Annotated in this window: 17 protein-coding genes; 5 read left to right on the forward strand and 12 right to left on the reverse strand. The window is 72.8% G+C overall.

The window, feature by feature from the left end:
- Positions 1-42: 42 nt before the first annotated feature.
- From AGRA3207_RS18370 to AGRA3207_RS18410, 9 genes are all read right to left on the reverse strand, one after another.
- Positions 43-1095, reverse strand: a complete 1053-nt coding sequence (locus AGRA3207_RS18370; protein WP_231335938.1) for a ketoacyl-ACP synthase III family protein — start codon at positions 1093-1095, stop codon at positions 43-45.
- Positions 1092-1544 (reverse strand): GNAT family N-acetyltransferase, encoded by a 453-nt coding sequence (locus AGRA3207_RS18375; RefSeq protein WP_231335939.1) that lies wholly within the window; start codon positions 1542-1544, stop codon positions 1092-1094. The genes AGRA3207_RS18370 and AGRA3207_RS18375 overlap by 4 nt, the downstream gene beginning before the upstream one ends.
- Positions 1528-2832, reverse strand: a complete 1305-nt coding sequence (purB, locus tag AGRA3207_RS18380; protein ID WP_231335940.1) for an adenylosuccinate lyase — start codon at positions 2830-2832, stop codon at positions 1528-1530. The genes AGRA3207_RS18375 and purB overlap by 17 nt, the downstream gene beginning before the upstream one ends.
- Positions 2829-3149, reverse strand: a complete 321-nt coding sequence (locus AGRA3207_RS18385; protein WP_231335941.1) for a phosphopantetheine-binding protein — start codon at positions 3147-3149, stop codon at positions 2829-2831. The genes purB and AGRA3207_RS18385 overlap by 4 nt, the downstream gene beginning before the upstream one ends.
- Positions 3150-3243: 94 nt before the next feature.
- On the reverse strand, positions 3244-5196 hold the full coding sequence (locus AGRA3207_RS18390; RefSeq protein WP_231335944.1) for a hypothetical protein: 1953 nt from the start codon (positions 5194-5196) through the stop codon (positions 3244-3246).
- A complete protein-coding gene (locus AGRA3207_RS18395; RefSeq protein WP_231335946.1) occupies positions 5196-5549 on the reverse strand; it encodes an ATP-binding protein in 354 nt (117 codons plus the stop codon). Before AGRA3207_RS18395 ends, AGRA3207_RS18390 begins: the two co-directional genes overlap by 1 nt.
- Positions 5527-7020, reverse strand: coding sequence for a type I glutamate--ammonia ligase (locus AGRA3207_RS18400; RefSeq protein WP_231335948.1), 1494 nt, complete (start codon positions 7018-7020; stop codon positions 5527-5529). The genes AGRA3207_RS18395 and AGRA3207_RS18400 overlap by 23 nt, the downstream gene beginning before the upstream one ends.
- Positions 7017-8399 carry an amidase gene (locus AGRA3207_RS18405; RefSeq protein WP_231335950.1) on the reverse strand — a complete coding sequence of 461 codons (1383 nt, stop codon included), beginning with the start codon at positions 8397-8399 and terminating at the stop codon, positions 7017-7019. Before AGRA3207_RS18405 ends, AGRA3207_RS18400 begins: the two co-directional genes overlap by 4 nt.
- Before the next feature lie 919 nt (positions 8400-9318).
- A complete protein-coding gene (locus AGRA3207_RS18410) occupies positions 9319-9669 on the reverse strand; it encodes a hypothetical protein (protein WP_231335951.1) in 351 nt (116 codons plus the stop codon).
- Positions 9670-9764: 95 nt separating this feature from the next.
- Between AGRA3207_RS18410 and thpD the strand changes: the two genes are divergently transcribed.
- On the forward strand, positions 9765-10646 hold the full coding sequence (gene thpD / locus AGRA3207_RS18415; RefSeq protein ID WP_231335952.1) for an ectoine hydroxylase: 882 nt from the start codon (positions 9765-9767) through the stop codon (positions 10644-10646).
- Positions 10647-11205: 559 nt separating this feature from the next.
- On the opposite strand, the gene AGRA3207_RS18420 is transcribed toward thpD, so the two are convergent.
- Positions 11206-12195: an Lrp/AsnC family transcriptional regulator gene (locus tag AGRA3207_RS18420; protein ID WP_231335954.1), complete on the reverse strand. Its 990-nt coding sequence runs from the start codon at positions 12193-12195 to the stop codon at positions 11206-11208.
- Positions 12196-12269: 74 nt separating this feature from the next.
- On the opposite strand from AGRA3207_RS18420, the gene AGRA3207_RS18425 reads away from it, so the two are divergent.
- From AGRA3207_RS18425 to AGRA3207_RS18435, 3 genes are all read left to right on the forward strand, one after another.
- Positions 12270-13958, forward strand: a complete 1689-nt coding sequence (locus tag AGRA3207_RS18425) for an MFS transporter (protein WP_231335956.1) — start codon at positions 12270-12272, stop codon at positions 13956-13958.
- Positions 13959-14028: 70 nt separating this feature from the next.
- Positions 14029-15738: an IS1634 family transposase gene (locus AGRA3207_RS18430; protein ID WP_231335958.1), complete on the forward strand. Its 1710-nt coding sequence runs from the start codon at positions 14029-14031 to the stop codon at positions 15736-15738.
- A 305-nt stretch (positions 15739-16043) separates the two neighbouring features.
- Positions 16044-16730, forward strand: coding sequence for a ScbR family autoregulator-binding transcription factor (locus AGRA3207_RS18435; RefSeq protein WP_231335959.1), 687 nt, complete (start codon positions 16044-16046; stop codon positions 16728-16730).
- 630 nt (positions 16731-17360) lie between these two features.
- On the opposite strand, the gene AGRA3207_RS18440 is transcribed toward AGRA3207_RS18435, so the two are convergent.
- Positions 17361-17657, reverse strand: coding sequence for a hypothetical protein (locus AGRA3207_RS18440; protein WP_231336552.1), 297 nt, complete (start codon positions 17655-17657; stop codon positions 17361-17363).
- A 227-nt stretch (positions 17658-17884) separates the two neighbouring features.
- On the opposite strand from AGRA3207_RS18440, the gene AGRA3207_RS18445 reads away from it, so the two are divergent.
- Positions 17885-18460, forward strand: coding sequence for an Rv1733c family protein (locus AGRA3207_RS18445; RefSeq protein ID WP_231335960.1), 576 nt, complete (start codon positions 17885-17887; stop codon positions 18458-18460).
- A 24-nt stretch (positions 18461-18484) separates the two neighbouring features.
- Here AGRA3207_RS18445 and AGRA3207_RS18450 read toward each other — a convergent pair whose 3' ends face one another.
- Positions 18485-19369, reverse strand: a complete 885-nt coding sequence (locus AGRA3207_RS18450; protein ID WP_231335961.1) for a universal stress protein — start codon at positions 19367-19369, stop codon at positions 18485-18487.
- Positions 19370-19438: the final 69 nt, after the last annotated feature.

Here is a 19438-nt window from a genome sequence, read left to right on the forward strand (position 1 = left end):
CGCGTCACCCGGGACGCCGGACGCCCCTGCGGCCCTCGCCCGTCATGTCCCGTCCGGCACCTGCGCCGGGGCCGGCTCCAGGATCTCGACGACGGCGGACGCGGCCTCCATGCCCGGGGTGCCACCGGCCAGCAGGACGCGGTCCCCGACCGACACGAGGCCCTCCTTCCAGGCGTGTTCGAGGCCGCGGATGTGGTCGACCACCCCGGCGTGCCCGACGAGGCGCATGAAGCTCCAGAGGCTCTTCTCCTCGCCGATCCCCAGCGGGTCGAAGTAGAGGTCGCGGAGCGTGTCGTAGTGGAACCCGTCGTGGACGACGAGGGCGATCTCGTCCATCGTGACGTCGGCGTTCTTCAGCGACTGCTCCGTCGCCTCGATGAGGATCGTCGCGAAGTCCGTCTCCTGGGGCGGCATCTCGCCGCTCGCGACCTTGCCGTTGATGTACTCGACCGGGGTGTTGAAGTCGAGCTGGCGTCCGAGGGTGATGGTCGGCGGGTAGAGCGGCGTGGCCCCCCGGTGCAGGATCTCGAGCTCTGGGGCGGCCACCGCGTCGACCGTCAGGAGCCGGGCGAACCCGCGGGTGCGGGACAGCACGACGGACCCGCCGGCGTCGGCGAGGACGAACAGCCCGCACGCCCGCCACCGGTCGATGGACGGGGTGGAGAAGTTGTCCCCGCAGGTCAGCAGTACCGCGGGCGAGTCCGTCCCGGAGGCCAGAAAGCAGGAGGCGAGCTGCAGGCTGGCGAAGAACCCGGTGCACCCGTTGCGGATCTCGGCGGACGTGACCGGCCGGTCGATCGTGTTGTGGTTGATGTAGTGCTGCGCCGACCAGCCGTCCGGCCCCTGGGGGTGGACGCAGGTGTGGAACACGGCGCCGATCTCGTCGGCGGAATGGCCGCCGAGGGCCAGGGCGCGGTTCGCGGCCTGGACGGCGAGGTCGGGGGCGGGCGTCTCACCGGCGACCGAGACCGACACGAGCGCGCCGCGCTCCCTGGCCTCGGCGTCGTACCAGCCCCGGTCCACCGCTTCGGAGACGTCGAGCAGCTCGGTGTCGGCGGTGCCGATCCCGGCCAGGTAGACGTTGTCGATTTTCACGAGTGCTCTCTTTCTGCTCTCTCGGCGTTCTCTCCGGGAGACCGGGCCCAGGACTCCAAGGTCCACGCCGAATGATGGGGACGGAAACCGATGTGCGGGTAGTAGTCGACGGCTGCGGGCGCCGACAGGAGGATGAGCTTCGCCGACGGCGCCTCCTGGCGGGTCGCCGAGATCAGCGCCCGTCCGACGCCGCTGCGCTGGTAGGACCGCGCGACCGCGATGTCGGAGAGGTAGGTGGCGTAGGAGAAGTCCGAGATGCTCCGCGCGATCCCGACGAGCTCGCCGTCGGCGTAGGCGGCCATCACGATGTCGGCGTTCGCCAGCATCGCCGCCATGCGGCCGCGGTCGCGCGTCGGCCGCCGCTCACCGAGACCCGAGTCGTCGTACACCGCGATGACGGTGTCGACGTCGAGCGAGGCGCCTTCGACGCGCTCAATCTTCACGTTCACGCAGGGATTCCAATCGTTCCAGGATGACGTCGTGATGGACGAGGAACCGCTCGGGCCGCATCGCGCCGTTGCCGGCACCGGCGCCGGCCCCGACGCGGCTCGACACCAGCGCCGAGCGGAAGTCGATGCCGTCCGCGCGCGTCCGGTCGGCGGCCGCCTGGACGCTGCGGTAGGCCAGCTCCCGCTCGACGCCCCGCTCCTGGAGGTCGGCCAGGACCGCCGAGCTGTACACGAGGCCCCGGGTGGCGTCGATCGCCGAGCGCATCCGGTCGCCGAACACCTCCAGCCCCGCGATCAGCTCGGCCGCGGCGGTGACCTGGTAGTGGGCCACGGCGAGGCAGTCGGGCAGGGCCGTCCGCTCGACCGGCGAGTGGGACAGGTCGCGTTCGTGCCACAGCGCCACGTCCTCCAGGACGCTCACGACGTGGCCGCGCAGCAGCCTGGCCAGCCCGCACAACCGTTCGCTGCGGGTCGGGTTCCGCTTGTGGGGCATCGCGCTCGACCCCTGGTAGGCCGCCGACCGCGGCTCCTCCACCTCGCCGACCTCGGTGCGCTGGAGCAGCCGCACCTCCAGGGCGATCTGCTCGACGCACGCGCCCAGCGTCGCGATCGACTGGACGAGGGTCGCGTGCCGGTCGCGTCCGACGACCTGGCTCGGCGCCTGCTCGACGCCGAGGCCGAGCGCCGCGCACACGTGCTCCTCGACGAGCGGGTCGATCAGCGCGTACGTCCCGACCGACCCCGAGATCGTCCCGACGGCGACCTCGGCGCGCGCCCGTCTCAGACGTTCGACGCCGCGGTCCACGGCGAACGCGAACCCGGCGAGCTTGTGCCCGAACGTGGTGGGCTCCGCGTGCACGCCGTGCGTGCGGCCGATGCAGACCGTGTGCCAGTGCTCGACGGCCCGGTCCGCGAGCACCCTCCTGAGCCGCCTCGCGGCGTCGAGGAGCACGTCGGTCGCGGTGGCCAGGATGTGCCCGAGCGCGGTGTCGACGAGGTCGTAGCTCGTCATCCCCCAGTGCACCCACCGCGCCGACTCGGGCGGGATCGGCTCGCAGAACGCGGCGAGGAAGGCGAGGATCTCGTGCTCGCGCTCCTCCTCGAACTCGGCGACCCGGGCGGCGTCCGGGACGGGCGCGCGGCGGATGTCCTCCAGCGCGCCGGCCGGGACGTGGCCCAGGCGCACCTGCGCCTCGGACGCGAGGACCTCCACGCGGGTCCACATCTCGTACCGGTACTGATCGGACAGCAGCCGCGCCATCTCCGGACGGACGTAGCGGGGGATCATCGCGCGCACCCCGCCGGGGGGTCCGGGCGTTCCGCCCCCGCGGGCGCCGCCTGAGCGGCACGCGCCTCGGCCGCCTCCCGCGCACTGTCGAGCCGCCGTTTCCACGCGGCGAGCGTCGGCTCGCGGGCCAGCTGGCCGTAGGACACGCGCAGCCCCGCGCGGCGGAACCGGTTGGCGAGGCGGATCATCCCCAGCGAGTCGACGCCGAGGCCGTGCAGGTTCGCGTCGTCGTCGATCGACGCCGCGTCCACGCCGATCTGAGTCGCCACGGCTTCGCGCAGGTCGTCGATCGTCAGGCTTGTGTCCAGGCGGGACATGCTCACTCCGTTCCCTTGACGGCGTCCCGGCCGGTGGCCGGTGCCGCCAGGCGTTCTCTGCGTTCCGGCCGCGCCCCCCGCGGCCGCGGCCGGGTCATGAGGCCCGCTCCAGGGCGCCGTCCACGATCGCCGCCCAGTGCCACCGCGAGTCGAACGCGGTGACCTCGGCGTCGCTCCCGGCCGCCGCCAGCGCGGCGGCGCCGGAGGTCGCGCCGGCGATCAGCCCGGAGGCGTGGTGCGCGGCCAGCAGGTCCTGCTCGTCGAACGGCTCGCCCTCGCAGCGCAGCAGCCGCAGGTCTATGAAGCCGCGGAACGTCCGGTCGAGCACCCGCACGGCCTGCGGGCTGCGGATGCTGAAGCGCACGCGGGCCGCGACATGCCCGTTGTGGTGCTGGTCGGAGTAGTGGGCGATGTCCGGGATGCCCGGCGGCGCGAAGTAGTCGCGGGCGTCGACCACGGGTCCGCCCGGCAGGTTCCCGGCGCAGAAGTGCCACGAGTTGTACTGCATCCGCGCCGAGATCGCCCACGCGACGTCGGCGAGGCGCTCGCGGGTGTCGTCGAAGAGCCGCTGCGCGGTCGCGGACGGCACGACGCAGCAGAAGTACTCCGGCAGGTCCCATCCGGCGATCTCGGCCCAGTCCCCGGCGCGCATCGCCGTGATCAGCCGCGGCAGCGACCGCATGCCCCGGCTCATCGCGAAGTCGGCGCCGATCGCGTCCCGCACCGCGTCCACCGTCTCGTGGACGAGGGACTCCAGCCCTGTGCCGAACGTGCCGTGCGGCCGGGCCAGCCACTCCGGCCCCGACCGCAGCCCCGCGGCGACGTCGGCGAACGTCGCGCCCTCGACGGGCAGGCGCGCGCGCAGGCGTCCGAGGACGGCGTCGACGCTGCGCCGGCACGAGGGGCCCGGGCTCCCGGCCGTCCGCTCCACCTTGTGCACCAGCGGACCGTGGATCTCGCGGTACAGCAGCACGTCGGGACGCAGGCGGCGGCGCCGGTCGGCGATGTCGCCGGCAAGCCGTCCGAGCGGCTCGATGCCCGCGCCGTACGCCGGGGCCACCGGCGCGGCGCCGGGGTCGGCGGGCAGCGCGTTGTACCGCTCCCTGGTCCGCTCCAGCAGATCGGCGATGTGGTCGACGCTGACCTGCGTGCCGTTGACCTCCTCGATCCGCGCGTACCCACCGGACCGCACGTAGGTGGACAGGCAGGTCACCACGACGGCGTCGTCGTCGGGCCACAGTTCCAGGGGGAGCCCGGCCAGGCTGCTCAGCATGCAGTCCGGGTGGCCTGGCCACAGCGTCTTGCCGGTCAGGTTGTTGCGCTCGCGGAAGTTCGTGTAGAGCTTCGCGCCCCGGTAGAAGAAGAACGGCGCGGTCCGGCGGGCGGCCTCGCGCAGCCCCTCCAGCATGGCGGCCCGCCCGTCCGGGCCGGCGGCGTCCAGGCTGCGCCGGCAGGTCGTGACCGCCTGGGCGTCGAGGGCCCGCGCCTGCCCGATCTCCCGCCGGTAGGACGCGAGCTCCTCGGCCGACCAGGGCACCCGCAGCACTCCGTCGACCAGCGTCTCGCCACCTGCGAGCGGTGCCTCGCCCGGGGCGCGGACGGCGACGCGTCCGGCGGTGGTGAGGGCGATCTCCCCCGCGAAGGCGGTCTCGCCACCGGCCGCGGCGCCGGGTGCGCCTCCGGGGGCGCCTCCGGCGGCGGGCCGCGCGTCCGGGTCGCCCGTGCGCCACGAGCGCCCGAAGAGGATCTTGGCGCTCACCTCCTCCGGCACGCGCAGGCCGCGTAAGCCGACGCGCGCCGGGATGTGGCCCCCGAGGGTGAGCAGGACGTCGAACGCGGTGCCGGGATCGGGTGCCTCCGCGGCGTGCTGCCACGTCCGCTTCAGCAGGCCGGGGAATCCGGCGTCCGGTTCGAGGACGAAGTCGGGCCCGTCGGCGCTGCCGGCCTTGGTCCCGAGCCTGCTCGGACGCCGGTTCTTGCGGGCCTCGGCCAGCGCGGCCCGCCGCGACGTGGCACGCTGCTGGGTGGAAAGGCGCGTGGGGCTCATCACCGGCCTCCCGCCGTCAGCTCGACGTGCGACCACATCTCGATGCTGGTCGGAGACCATTCCTCGTCGACGTAGATGCAGTCGACCGGGCACACCATCACGCAGACCGGGCACCCGGAGCACAGCTCCGGGACGATGACGACGTCGATCCCCGAATCGAAGATGGCGCCGAACTCCGGCGGGCAGTTCCGCACGCAGCTGTCGCAGTTGATGCACTCCGAGGACTCGATGCGGCGCGGCGGCTTGTGCCACTTCGGGTCGCGGACGTGGTCGGCGACGCGCGTCCGCCGGTCCTGCCGGTGCGACTCGGAGGCGTCCGGGACTCGTTCCTTAGTACACGGCGAAGTACTCACGGTGCTCCCAACTCGTGGGTCTCGGGATGTCGTCCTGCTGCGAGCACCAGTGCTCGTACCTGCCGGCCTCGCTCTCCTTGAGCCGGGCCAGGCAGGTGGCCAGAGGCTTGCCGAGCAGCGCCTCCGCGCGGTCTCCGGCGCGGAACGCCTCAAGCGCGGCGCGCAGGGAGCCGGGCAGAGCAGCCGGGTGCTTCGCGCGGGGGCCGTCGCCCCCGGTGATGCCGTCCAGCCCGGCGAAGAGCTGGGCGGCGATCGCCAGATAGGGGTTCGCACACGGCTCCGCGAGCCGCGTCTCGACGTGGGTCGACTCGCCGCCGCCGAGGACGCGCACGAGCGCCGTCCGGTCCTCGTACCGGCACGACACCTCGGTCGGCGACAGCGAGTAGGACGGGTCGAAGCGGTGGTACCCGTTGACGGTCGGCACCGACAGCAGGCAGAGCTCCGCCGCGGCGGCGAGCAGCCCGTCGGTGTAGGCGCGGCAGGAACCGGACTCCGACGGCTCCGGGCCGCCCTCGTCGAACAGGTTGCGCCCGTCGGGACCGATGACCGACTGGTGGATGTGCCAGCCGCTGGGGTCCGCGCCGTCGAGCCCGGGCAGGGCCATGAAGGACGCGTGGTACCCGTTGCGGGCGCAGTACTGCTTGGTGAGCGTGCGGAACAGCAGCATCGCGTCCGCCGCCTCGTCGGCGGGCAGCGGATCGAACGTGATCTCCAGCTGGCCCGGCCCGGACTCGTGCTCGACGGTCCGCAGCGGGAGCCCGAGCCCGGTCAGCATGCCGACGAGCGGGCCGACCACGGGCGCGACCGCGTCGGAGTAGGCGTCGAGGTTGAACTGGTAGCCGGCGTCGACCGCCTCGACCCGCGGCGGCTCCCCCTGGAGCCCGAAACCGTTGCCGGCGTTGCCGGGCGGGCCGGGCAGCAGGCGGGTGAGGTACCACTCCACCTCCAGGCCGACCACCGGTTCGAGCCCCCGCTCGGCGTACATCTCGCAGACGCGGCGCAGGACCGCCCGCGACGACAGCGGCATCGGCAGCCCGTCCCGGTGGTACTCGTCGCCGAGCACCCACGCCGTGCGCGGCTCGCGGTCGGGGTCGCGGTGCGGCAGCAGGTGGAAGGTCAGCGGGTCCGGCAGGACGATCATGTCGCCGGCGCCGGCCAGCTCCGGCACGCCCAGCCCGGGGTCCTTGTGGAAGTCGACCGCCACCGCGTGGCCGGTGTCGAACAGGAACGGGCCGGGGCTGACGTCGACGCCATGGCGCAGGGCGTGGCGGAAGACCTGCGCGGAGAGGGTCTTCGACCGGGCGAGCCCGTGGGGGTCGCAGAACGCGACCCGCACGAGGTCGATGTCGGCCAGGTCCGCCTCGATCCGCTCGGCGGCCGCCCGGCGCTGGTCGTCCCAGACGCCGCTGAGGTCGCGGCCCCCGACGCTGCTCGTGGCGAACCGGCGGGACCAGGTGCGCTGGAACGTCATCGGATGCTCCTCTCGTCGACGGCGAAGGCGAGGGCGGACTCGAGCGCCGAGGCGGCGGCGAGCACCAGGGCGTCGGCGCCGACCGGCCCGACCAGCTGGAGGCCCACGGGGAGCCCGCCGGGGGTGGTGCCGACCGGCAGCGAGAGCGCCGGCTGGCCCGTCAGGTTGAACGGGTACGTCGCCGGCGTCCACGCGAGCCAGCGCAGGTCACGCGGGTCGTCCGCCCCGGCGGGCGCGATGGACTCGGCCGCGAACGGCTCGACGGGCACCGTGACCGACACGAGCAGGTCGTGGCGCTCCATGACCTCGCCGAGCACCCGCCTCAGCTCCCACCGGACGTTCTCGGCGCGGGCGACGGCGGCACCGCCCAGCGATCTCCCGTAACGGACGAGCTCCGCCCGGCCGGGGTCGGCGAGGTCCTCGTCGTCGTCCTCGCGGGCGGCCTCCGACACCGCGAGCAGATCCACGAGGGCGTCGTGGGGATCGTCGAACGGGATTCCCAGCGGATCGACCACGTGGCCCTGGTCCGCCAGGACGCGCACCGCCCGCGCGGCGACGGCGGCGACGTCCGGGGCGGTGCCGGGGAACTCCATCCACCCGATCCGCAGCGGCGGCGGCCGGTGCCCCGCGTCGGCCGGGGCGAGCCGGGAGTCCGGGTCGGCCCGGTGCGGGCCCGCGAGGACCGCCGTCGTCTCGGCCACCTCGCGCACCGTCGCGGCCAGCGGCCCGAGGTGGGCGAGGCGGTCCCCGCCGGCGTTGGCGTAGGGGACGCGCCCGAAGCTCGGCTTGAAGCCGACGACGCCGCAGAAGGCGGCGGGGATGCGGATCGAGCCCGCACCGTCGGTGCCCAGCGCGACATCGCCGAGCCCGGCGGCCACTGCCGCCGCGGCGCCGCCGCTGGACCCGCCCGCGCTGCGGTCACGGCGGCGGGGGTTCCGGGTCGCCGGCCCGAGCCGCGACACGGTGCTCGCGCTCCATCCGTGCTCCGACGTGGCCGTCTTGCCGACGACGATGGCACCGGCGGCCCGCAGCCGGGCCACCGCGGGCGCGTCGCCGCGGGCGCCCCGGTACGCCAGCGACCCCCGGCGGGTCGGCAGGTCCCGGGTCTGGACGAGGTCCTTGACGGAGGCGACGAGCCCGAGCAGCGGCCTGTCGTGCCAGGCGGCCTCCCCGCGCTCGCGGATCAGCGCGTCGGCCGCGGCGGCGTCGCGCAGCGCGGGCTGGGCGCCGACCGCGACGAAGGCGTGCAGGTCACCGTCGGTCTCCTCGATCCGGCGCAGGACCGCCTCGACGTGCTCGACCACGGTGATCCCCCCGGGCCGGGCGTGACGGGCGCGGTGCGGTGGCGCGTCGGCCTCAAGGCCCGCGACGGGGGTCATGGCCGGCTCCCGTGCCCGTGCTCGCGGGCCTCCGGAAGGCGCGGCGATTCCGCGGCGCAGCCGGGAACGATGCAGCTGGGAGCGGGACGGCGGGAAGCGGCGGAAAAGGGGACGGCGTGGACGGGAGCGGTGCGGACGGGAGCGGTGCGGACGAGGACGGTGCGGACGAGGGCGGCGCGGCGCGGGCCGGGGGGAGCGTCCCGTAAGCGTAAGGCGATCTTTGTGCGGATCCCCCCTGGGCGCCCCGGCCACCGCCGAACTCCAGGCACTCCGCGTGGTGTTCCATCACGGCAGACCATCGGTTCCTCCAACGTGCCAAGCAGTTCACGACTCTCGGCGCTCGGACCGATGCGCCAGCGCCCAGTAAAAAAACCAACCTTCCGGTTTGTCAATGCCTATTACGCCCCGCGCGCGGCCCGTCGCCGTTCTTCGTGAGTGGTTTTCGACCGGTTCGCGAACTTCCGGGATGCACCCGAGGTGGGCCGTGACCACCCTCTCATGGCCGCTTATGGCCAGCTCAAGCTCGCCACACCGGAGAGGGGGGAAGTCAAGTGCGAGTTGCCCGTGCGCGACCGTTTACCGTCCGCACAAGCAACGTACTCTCCACATTCAAAACCTTCCGGTCGGTTTGTTTGCTGTGATACATCGACTCCGAGGAGGGAGGACGGGCACCTGCCGGCGGGCCCGCGACCTGGGAGCACACGCGACCGCGGCCGTCCCTCATGAAGCGCTTCAACGCCTGCGGCGGCCCGGACCTGAGGGAGCCGGCCCGGGACATCCGCGCCCCCGGCCCCATCCCGGGGCCCGCGACCCGGCGTTCACGGGCCGGAAATATCCGGTCCACTCATCGCTCATCCGGCCGCACGGCGCGCCGCCCCGGCCGACAAAACAGTACGGAGGTCCCCCCACTTCCCAATGATCACCAATCGGAACGCCGCTCCGCACTGGTCGGCCGTAAAAAGGAGCCGTCCGGCGCCGGACCCGAGACGAAGGTGGACGAATCATCGACGCCGTAGATGTCTTCACCCCATTGGAATCTGAAGTCCGCAGCTATTGCCGGGAATGGCCGACGATGTTCGGCCGGGCCCTGGCATGCCGAATGCACGACGAATCCGGCCGCGAATACCTCGACTTCTTCGCGGGCGCGGGCGCTCTCAACTACGGGCACAACAACCCGGAGATCGAACAGGCCCTGCTCGACCATCTCTCGACGGACCCGATCATCCACGGCCCCGATCACCGAGGAGGAGATCGACGCCGGGATGGACATCGTCGCCGAGGCGGTCCGAGTCGCGCGGCGGCGGTCCGGAGAGGAGCAGTGATGATCACTCGCACGCAGGACGGGACGACCACGGAGGGCGCACGATGACCGAGGACCTCTACCCCACCAGGGCCAGCGGCCGGCCGTCGCTCATCGACCGCGCCGACCCGGTCGTCTACGGGACCGCCGCCGACGGGCCCCTCACGGCGGACGACCTGGCGCGCTTCGACACCGCCGGGTTCCACGCCTTCGATCAGCTCATCGAGCCCGGCGAGGTCGCGGCGTTCCACACCGAGTTGCAGCGGCTGAGGGAGGACCCCGCGCTCAAGGACGACGAGCGCACGGTGTTCGAGCCGACGTCGCGGCATCTGCGATCGGTCTTCGAGGTGCACAAGGTCAGCGAGGTCTTCGCCCGGCTGCTCCACGACCCCCGTGTCGTCGGGCCCGCGCGGCAGATCCTCGGGTCGGAGGTGTACATCCACCAGAGCAGGGTGAACTTCAAGCCCGGTCTCGCCGGGAACACCTTCTACTGGCACTCGGACTTCGAGACGTGGCACGCCGAGGACGGCATGCCGCGGATGCGCGCGGTCAGCCTGTCGATCGCCATCACCGAGAACCTGGACAGCAACGGCCCCCTGATGATCATGCCGGGCTCGCACCGCACCTTCGTGACCTGCCCCGGCGAGACGCCGGAGAACCACTACCTGAGCTCGCTGAGGAGCCAGGAGGTCGGCACCCCGGACCCCGACAGCCTGCGGAAACTCGGCGATGAGCATGGCATCCGCCAGTTCACGGGCGCCCCCGGGTCGGCCACGATGTTCGACTGCAACAGCATGCACGGGTCGAACAGCAACATCACGCCGTTCCCCCGCTCGAACGTGTTCGTCGTGTTCAACAGCGTCGAGAACACGCTGGTGGAGCCGTTCGGCGCGGCGTCGCTGCGGCCCCCCTTCATCGCGGCCAGGGAGTTCACCCCCGTCCGCTAGAACACGGGCAGGCCGCCGGCGTGGTCCCTGCGAGCCGCGCCGGCGGCCCGCGCGGCCCGGCGCGGCCCGCGCACGGCCGCCCACCCGGATTTACCGGCAGGACGCCAATGACCATTTCACCTCTGACCGGAAGCATCAGAAACTGGGCACAAGGCAATTCTCTAGTGCGGCCGCCCATGGTGATGCGGGGTGGAGTACGACCGTCGGCGGCCGGGTCCGCCGTCCCTTGTCGATCGGCACGCGGCGGACAAGACCGACGGCATTCGAGCCGACCCACGGTACGCCGCGGCGCGGTTTCTGCCTACCGGGCGCGGCAAATCTGGCAGTGCTCCACGGTGCACGCTTCGGAGACGGTTCCCGGCCCGGCGGGTTTCGGGTCTAGCAGTAGAGGTATGGGTATCCCGAAGCGGGTGCGGGAGGCTTCGGATTTACCTGTGACGTTCTGCCCCGCGGCGGGAGCACGCGCGAATTTCGGGCGCGCTTTCCCTGGCGTCCGCGCGTTCCCTTGCCGTCCCGGATACCTGGCCTTCCGACGCCGGGGGACGGCCCGCCCGGGGTGTCAGGACGCGCTCCGGCGTGGGACGCCGGCGCGCTTGACGGTACGGATGATCGGCGTGGTCTCGATGCTCCGGACCGACCGGAGTCGGCCAACGCGCATCGTGAGGTAGTCGTAGAGGGCGTCGGCGTCGGCGCACAGGACGGTGGCCGTCAGGTTGGCGGGACCGGTCGTGGCCCCCACGAAGGCGGTCTCGGGGTGCTCGGCGAGGGCGGCACCGACGGCGGCCAGCTTCCAGGGGGTCACCGACATCCACAGCCGGGCCGTCATCTCGATGCCGAAGAGCGCCGCGTCGTAGTCCAGGTCGAAGTAGAGCGCGCCGCTCGCCCGCAGGTGGTCGAGGCGGCGCTTGACGGTGGACTGCGACCATCCGGTGGCCGCGGCGAGCTCGCCGTAGCCGGCGCGGCCGTCGCGCGCGAGGAGCTCCAGGAGCGCCTCGTCCCCCGGCTGGGCGCCGAACTCGGACGCGGTGACCGGGGACGGCTGGTCCGCCGAAGGGCGCAGCTCGTCCTCCTGGTCCGGGGTCAGGGCGGTGAGGATGCCGCTCCAGGGCGTCGGCCTGCCCAGGAAGGTGTGCAGGACGCAGTGCGCCGCGACGCTCACCACGCGGCTGGTGCGGGTGAGCTTGTCCAGCAGCAGCTCGTCGCGCTGCTGCCGGGTCCGGGTCTGGGTGACGCAGAGCACCTCGGTCCCCCCGGAGATGATCGTGACCCAGGACGTGTCGGACCGCCGTGCGAGGGCGTCCGCGATGGGCATGGCGGCCCCGGGGGTGCAGTGCAGCCGGATCAGCCAGTCGGCCCGCCGGGAGCGGCGCGTGTCGAGACGGCCCAGGACCTGCAAGGATCCCGTGGAGTGCAGCCGGTGGTAGCGGCGGGCGACCGTCTGGTCGGAGACGCCCAGCACCGGGGCGATGCGCCGGAACGGGGCCCGGCCGTCGATGGCCAGGGCATGGAGTAACTGCCGGTCCAGACCGTCGGTCGTGGCGGATTTCACCTCACGCACGCTATCAGCGTCGGATACCGCCACTTCCTTCTCTACGCGCGAGGGCGCTCCTGACCATAACCGCTATGAACCTGACACAGAACGCGGCCGAGACGGCCGCTCCCGCAGCCCTGCCGGAGCGACGGTGGTGGGTCCTGGCCGTCGTCGTGACGGGTTTCTTCATGACGATGCTCGACACCACCACCGTCAATGTGGCCATCCCGTGGATCCAGGAGGACCTGCACGCCAGCTACGGGTCGGTCGAATGGGTCGTGAGCGGGTACGCCATGGCGTTCGGGCTGACGCTGATCCCCGCCGGGCGCCTGGGCGACCGCCTCGGGCGCCGCCGGCTGTTCCTGTTCGGCCTGGCCGGTTTCACCTTCATGTCCCTGATGTGCGCGCTCGCCCCCAACGCCGTCGCGCTCGTGACGTTCCGGGTGATCCAGGGGACGATGGCGGGGCTCCTCAACCCGCAGATCCTCGCGGTCATCCAGGTGCTGTTCCCGCCCCGCGAGCGCGGCAAGGCGTTCGCCGTCTACGGGGCCACGGCCGGTGTCGGCACCGCGCTCGGGCCGCTGCTCGGCGGCACGCTGATCAGCGCCGGGTTCGGCGGGATGACCTGGCAGCCCATCTACCTGCTCAACGTCGTGATCGGCGTGATCGCGTTCACCGCGGCGTGGCGCCTGCTCCCGGAGTCCAAGGGGCGGGGCGGCAACCTCGACCCGGTCGGCGTCGTCCTGATCACCGTCGCCCTGCTGCTGGTCACCTACCCGCTGATCGAGGGCCGCGCGGCGGGATGGCCCGTGTGGGCGTTCGCCGCCCTGGCCGCCGCGCTCCCCGCACTGGCGGTCTTCACGTTCTGGCAGTACCGGCGCCTGCGCGCCGATCAGCCGCCGCTGGTGGACGTGCGCCTGTTCCACAACCGCGCCTTCGCCGCCGGGGTCGGCTTCGCCCTCGTCTACTTCGCCGGGTTCACCAGCGTGTTCTTCTCGCTGTCGCTGTGGCTGCAGATCGGCCTCGGACGCTCCGCCCTCACCGCCGGGCTGACCATCCTGCCGTTCGCCGTCGGCGGGCTGGCCGGCTCGTCGGCCTCGGCCGTGGCCACCCGGCGGCTCGGCCCGGCCGTCCTGCGGGTCGGCACGGCGATGGTCATCGTCGGGCTGGCGGCCGCGCTGCTCACCGTCCACGCCGCCGGGCCGGACGTGTCGGGGCTGGTCCTGCTGCCCTCGCTGGCCTTCGCCGGTGTCGGCTCGGGCCTGGCCATCGCCCCCAACACCAACCTGGTGCTCGCCGCCGTCCCGATCCGGGACGCGGGGGCGGCGGGCGGCGTGGTCAACACCGCCCAGCGGGTGGGCGCCGCGCTGGGCGTCGCGCTGGTCGGGGTCGTGCTGTTCGGCTCCCTCAGCGGCAGCGCGGCGGACGCGGCGTCCGCCACGGTCCCGGCGCTCCGCCGCGACCTGGCGGCCACCGGGATGCCGGGCGCCGCGCGGGAGCAGATCGTCCGCCGCTTCGAGACGTGCTTCCGGCAGCGCGCCTCCCTGACCGACCCCGGCGCCCGGGTCCCCGGGTGCCCGGGGAAGGAGGGGCTGAAGGACTCCCCCGCCGCGCCCGCGTGGGCCCGGGCGTCCACGTCCGCGCTCGGCCGCAACTACACCGACGCCGTCCAGGTGTCCCTGGTGTTCAGCCTCGCCGCCGTCGCGCTGGCGTGCCTGCTCGCCTTCTTCTTCCCGCGCCAGCCCGCGGCGGCCGGCCGGCCCGGGGGCGCGGGCGAATGAACCCCCGTCGCTCAGCAGATGCCAGACCGCCGGGCGGCGACGGCGCCGCCCCTCAGCGATGCGAAGAGCCATGTATGTGAAGACGACGACCCGCAAGGCCAAGTCCGGCACGATCCGGTACCTGCACTTGGCGCACAACGACTGGGACGCCTCCAAGGGCCGCTCGGTACCGAAGGTGCTGTACAGCTTCGGCCGCGAGGACAAGCTCGACAGGGACGCGGTCCGGCGGCTGGTCGCGTCGTTGTCACAGCTGATGCGACCCGGTCAGACGCCCCCCGGGGGGCCGCATCTGACGTTCGCCGAGTCCCGCCCCTACGGCGGCGCGTACGTGCTGGACCAGCTGTGGCACCGGCTGGGGATGGCGAAGATCCTGGCCGGGCTCGCGTCGCCCGGCCGGGGCCGGCCACGGGACGCGGCCGCGGCCGAGCGGGTGCTGTTCGGCCTGGTCGCGAACCGGGCGCTGGCCCCGTCGTCCAAGCTCGCCGCGTCGGAGTGGATGAGCCACGACGTGTGCATCAACGGACTGGGCGAGGTGTCCGACGACGCGTGCTACCGGGCCATGGACTGGCTGCACCAGGTGCACGGCGAGCTGGAGAAGCAGGTCTACCTCGCGGCCGCCGGCCTGCTCGGCCTCGAAGTGGACCTGCTGCTCTTCGACACCACCTCCACCTATTTCGAACTGGAGGAGGCCGACGAGGCGGTGACGCGGAACTCGCGCGGGGAGGAGGCCGGGAGCGAGGACGACGCCGACCCCGCGCGGTCGGCGGGGTTCCGCACCTACGGCAGGTCCCGGGACGACCGCGACGACCTGCCGCAGATCGTCATCGGGCTGGCCGTCACCCGCGACGGCATCCCCGTCCGGGTCTGGTGCTGGCCGGGGAACACCACCGACGCGACGCTGATCCAGCAGGTCAGGTCGGACGTCCGGGAGTGGAGCCCCGCGAAGATCATCTGGGTCGCGGACCGTGACCTGTCCCCGGCGGAGGGCCGCCGGGCGCTGCGGCGGAACACGGGGTCCTACATCATCGGCGAGAAGCTGCGCCCGGACTCCCCCCACGCGCGGGCGGCGCTGTCGTGTCCCGGCCGCTATCGGCCGATCGCCGCGAACCTGCGGGTGAGGGAGGTCCGGGTGGGCGACACCGAGGACCGGTTCGTGCTCTGCCACAGTCCCGACGCCGCAGCCCGTGATGCCGCAGCCCGCGGACGCCTCGTCGCCGATCTCGAAGGCAGGATCGCCGGCTCGGACGGGCTGACCGCGGCGAAGCGGGCGGAGCTGCGCAGGAGGATCGCCGCCGTGCCGGGCCTGGACAGGTTCCTGCGCGTCACCCCCGGCGGGCTGCTGCGCGTCGACAAGGCCAAGGAGAGGGCGGAGCGGGACCTGGACGGCACATACCTGCTGCGCTGCGCGGACCCGGACCTGTCCGCCGAGGACGTCGCGCTCGGTTACAAGCAGCTGCTGGAAGTCGAGCGCAGCTGGCGGGACATGAAGACCGTCCTGAAACTGCGCCCGGTGTACCACCGCCTCGAAGGGCGCATCCGCGCGCACGTCCTGCTGTGCTGGCTGGCCCTGCTGCTGGTCCGCGTCGCCGAGAACAAGGCCGGTGACACCTGGACGCGGATGCGCCGCGAGCTCGACCGCATCCACATCGTCACCTTCACCGGTTCCACCGGCACGTTCCAGCAGGTCACCGAGCTCAGCGATCCGGCCCGCGACCTGCTCGCGCGGCTGGAGACCGACCCGCCGAGGAGGATTTTCCACCTCAGTCCCGCAGAATCGTGACGGCCCCGGGCAGTTCCGGGGGGTGTGGAACAGGGCCGTTGCGAGGGGTGCGGGGGGCGCCCCTCAAAAGACCGGGCCGGGCCCTCGGGGGCCTAGAGAAACGCCCTGTCGCTGGATACTCTGGCTTCTCCCCAGGTCACAGCAGCATTCGATGCCATGAATGCACCGAGTTATGCGGAACCCGGGAGTAATATGAACTGAAGACAGGCAGCTCGGTGGACCGTGACTCGCGCTTGACGCCGATCGATTGATCGGAGGGGCCGTCCGAAGGGTGACGTCCCGTGGCGACCCGGGCGAACGGTTCGATGAGGGAGATCGAGATCGCTAAGTCGAGGCAGGTCCGAGCAGAGCAGACGCGCCAGACGATCGTGCGCGCGGCGGCGGAGACTTTCGACCGGTTCGGATACGGGACGGCCACCGTCGGTGACATCATCGCCCAGGCAGGAGTGACCAAGGGCGCCTTGTATTTCCATTTCCAGTCCAAGGAGGAACTGGCCCAGACGGTCATCGACGCTCAGCACGAGCGCTCCGTCGACTGGTGCCGCAAACTCCTCGTCGACCAGGCGCCCGGCCTGGTGTCGGTGATCCGGTTGTCGCAGCAGCTGACGCACCAGATGATGCGGGACCCGATCGTGCGCGCCGGCATCCGGCTGGCCCTTGAGGCGGGGACCTTCGACATGGCGGTGGTCACGCCGTACCGGGAGTGGCTCGAGGTGACCGAGAAGCTCCTCAAGCGCTCCTCCCAGGAGGGCGACCTGCGCCCGGAGCTCGTCCCTGAGACGCTGGCGCGGTTCATCGTCGGCTCCTTCACCGGAGTGCAGATGATCTCCCACGTCCTGGCGGGACGGGCGGATCTGGAGCAGCAGGTCCGGGACATGTGGGAAATCCTCCTCCCCGCCCTGGTCCCGAAGCGCAAGCTGCCCTACTTTCGCTCGACTCTCCTGACCGGCTCCGTGGGACTGGCAGACGATCACGCGGAGATGTCGGGCTGACACCGGGAAGGGGTGCCGAGGGCGACGCGCCCCTGTCGATTCCCCGCACCGCGGGCCGCGCCGTCATGCCGGCACGGCACGTCCACCGCCCGGCCGGCGCTTTCGGCAACCGGTCACGCGGCGTGATTATCGCCGATCACACTGAGACGACAGGTCTTCACCGGACGATAGCAGGATGCCGGGCGTGAACCAGAGCGCCGCTCCGTATCCCGCGCCACCCGAGACCGTGCCGAGACATCGCGGGCGGGCCGGCGCCCCATGGCCGACCCGCCCGCCGTCCGGCCACGCCACCGGACCACGCGTCGCCGTCACCCCGGAATGGCCTTTCACGGGCTTCGAGTAGCACTTCCGGATACCTTTCCGCATCTCCGCGAGCGCCTTCCCGGACGCCATCGCCAGGCGTCCGATCTCCAGGCCGGTCCGTATCTTCATTATCGGTAGGACCATTTCGCCGTCTTCGGACTTCTGTCCAGAAGCGGCGGCACAGTGGAGCGGACAGGCCGACGATGTCTCAAGGGATCCGGAGGCGCCCGTCCCGCGCGGGCGCATGAGCATGTTCTGTTCGAGATCGCGACGATCCTGCACGACGACATGGCGAACCCCGAAAAGGTGCCCTGCACGACGCTCGGCTCATCCGGCGCTCCGGCGCCGAGAAAGGGCGCCCACGGGGTGGGCGCCCTTTCCGATCCGGGGGGCTACTTCAGGACGGGGAACCGGCGGACGAGGCGGGTGCCGCCCCACCGGCGTCTCGTGTCCCAGCCCGAACGCCTTGTCCAGGAACGCCCACGCGAACACCCACCCCAGCGCCAGGCGGGCGGCGCCCCAGACGTACCGCGCTGCGGGCGACCCGGTCAGCGGCCTGGCCGCCGCGACGCGCAGGCCGACCCGGGCCCGGCGTCCACTGATCTTGTGTTCGGAGATGGCCATGGTCGCCTCACCCTTCCGTCGAACCACCACGGTTCGTCCACCGATCAGTCAACGCGCCGGGACCAGGCCCCAGCAGGTGCGTTGGACCCCGCTCCGGCGGGACGTCTGTCCCCTCCGGGGCGGATCTTGCCGACCTTACGGTCACTGCCGTCAGGACCAAGGGCTCTGTCGCCGCGGGGCCCGGGCCGCCTAACGTCGGCGGTGGACGAGTATGAGAGGAGGCCGTCATGGCATCGCCCGGCTCATGGACCCGCCTCGACCGGCTGCGCCGGCGCGCCGGTTTCGACAACAGTCCGCTGCGCCGTGACGTGGACCGCCGGCAGTGGATGCTGGGACTGGCGCTGCTCATGCTCTTCCTGAGCCTCGCTCCACCGCTGGGTCTGCGGGCCGGGCAGGCCGTCTACGCCTCGGGCGTGCGGGCCGAACGGCACGAGGCGGCGAACCGGCGGAGGGTCGACGCCACCGTCGTGGAGGTCAAGGGCCAGCGGCACCGCAGCGAGGTCACGGTGACCTGGTCCGGCGCCGACGGCACGCGGCGGACCGGCTCCTACACCACCTGGCGGGAGGCCACCGTCGGCGGGCGCCGCACGGTCTGGGCCGACTCCTCGGCCGTGTCGGACGTCGCGCCGCGCCCGCACGCCCGGACGGTGGGGGACGCGGTCGCGGGCGGGGTCGGCGCCGCGCTCGTGCTGGGTCTGCCGCTGCTGCTGGTGTACGTGCTGGCCAGGTACCGCTTCGACCGGCGACGCTACCGTCTCTGGGACGCCGAGTGGGCGCGCTGGGACCCCCAGAACATCGCCTGACCACCCTTGTCCGGCCCCCTGGCGTCAGCCGCCCGGCGCGGGGACGACGGCGACGGGGCAGTGCGCGCGGTGCAGCATCGCCCGGCCGACCGAGCCGAGCAGGAGCCCGGCGAAGCCGCCGCGCCCGCGCGAGCCGACCACCAGCAGGTCCGCGCCGGCCGAGGCGTCCGCCAGGGCCCGGACGGTCCGCTGGTGCACGACCTCCCGCTCCACCGAGACGTCCGGGAAGCGCTCGCGCCATCCCGCGAGGGCCTCGGCGAGGACGCGCTCGTGTTCGCCGGCCAGGGCCTCGGCGTCGAACGCGGACGGCCGCAGTTCCTCCGGCGCGGCGGACGCCGGATGCGTCCAGGCCAGGACGGCGCGGACCCCGGCGCCGCGCGCGGCGGCCTCCTCGAACGCGAACCCGAGCGCCGCGGCGCTGCCGGGCGAGCCGTCCACGCCGACCACGATCCCACCGCCCGATGCCGGGCCGCTCTCCTGCGGGGCGACCTCGCGGACGATCACGGTGGGGCGGCGGGCGTGCGAGGCGATCTGCAGCGACACCGATCCCAGGGCCAGCCCGGCGAGGGTGCCGGTGCCGCGCGTCCCCGCCACGAGCATCAGCGCGTCCCGCGCCTCGTCGATGAGGACCTCGGTGGCATGGCCGCCCTTCTGGACGCCCGTCACCTCGGCTCCGGGCGCGTTCTCCCGGGCCGCGGCGACGGCACGGTCGACGATCTCCTCGCCGCCCTTCAGCAGCCATGCGCGGACCGCCCCGGCGCGCGGGTCCACCGGGACGTCGAACAGCCAGGGCGTCACGACGTAGACGACGCGCAGGGCGGCGTTCCTGCGACGGGCCTCATCGGCCGCCCATCTGGTCGCGGCGAGGCTCTGCTCCGAGCCGTCCACTCCGACGATGATCTGGTTCATGCCTGAACGCTAGGGCACCCGCGCCGCCGCCCCGGGGGGACGTTGGTCCTCCGAGGGCACGGCGAACGT

This window comes from Actinomadura graeca, assembly GCF_019175365.1.
Lineage (GTDB): Bacteria > Actinomycetota > Actinomycetes > Streptosporangiales > Streptosporangiaceae > Spirillospora > Spirillospora graeca.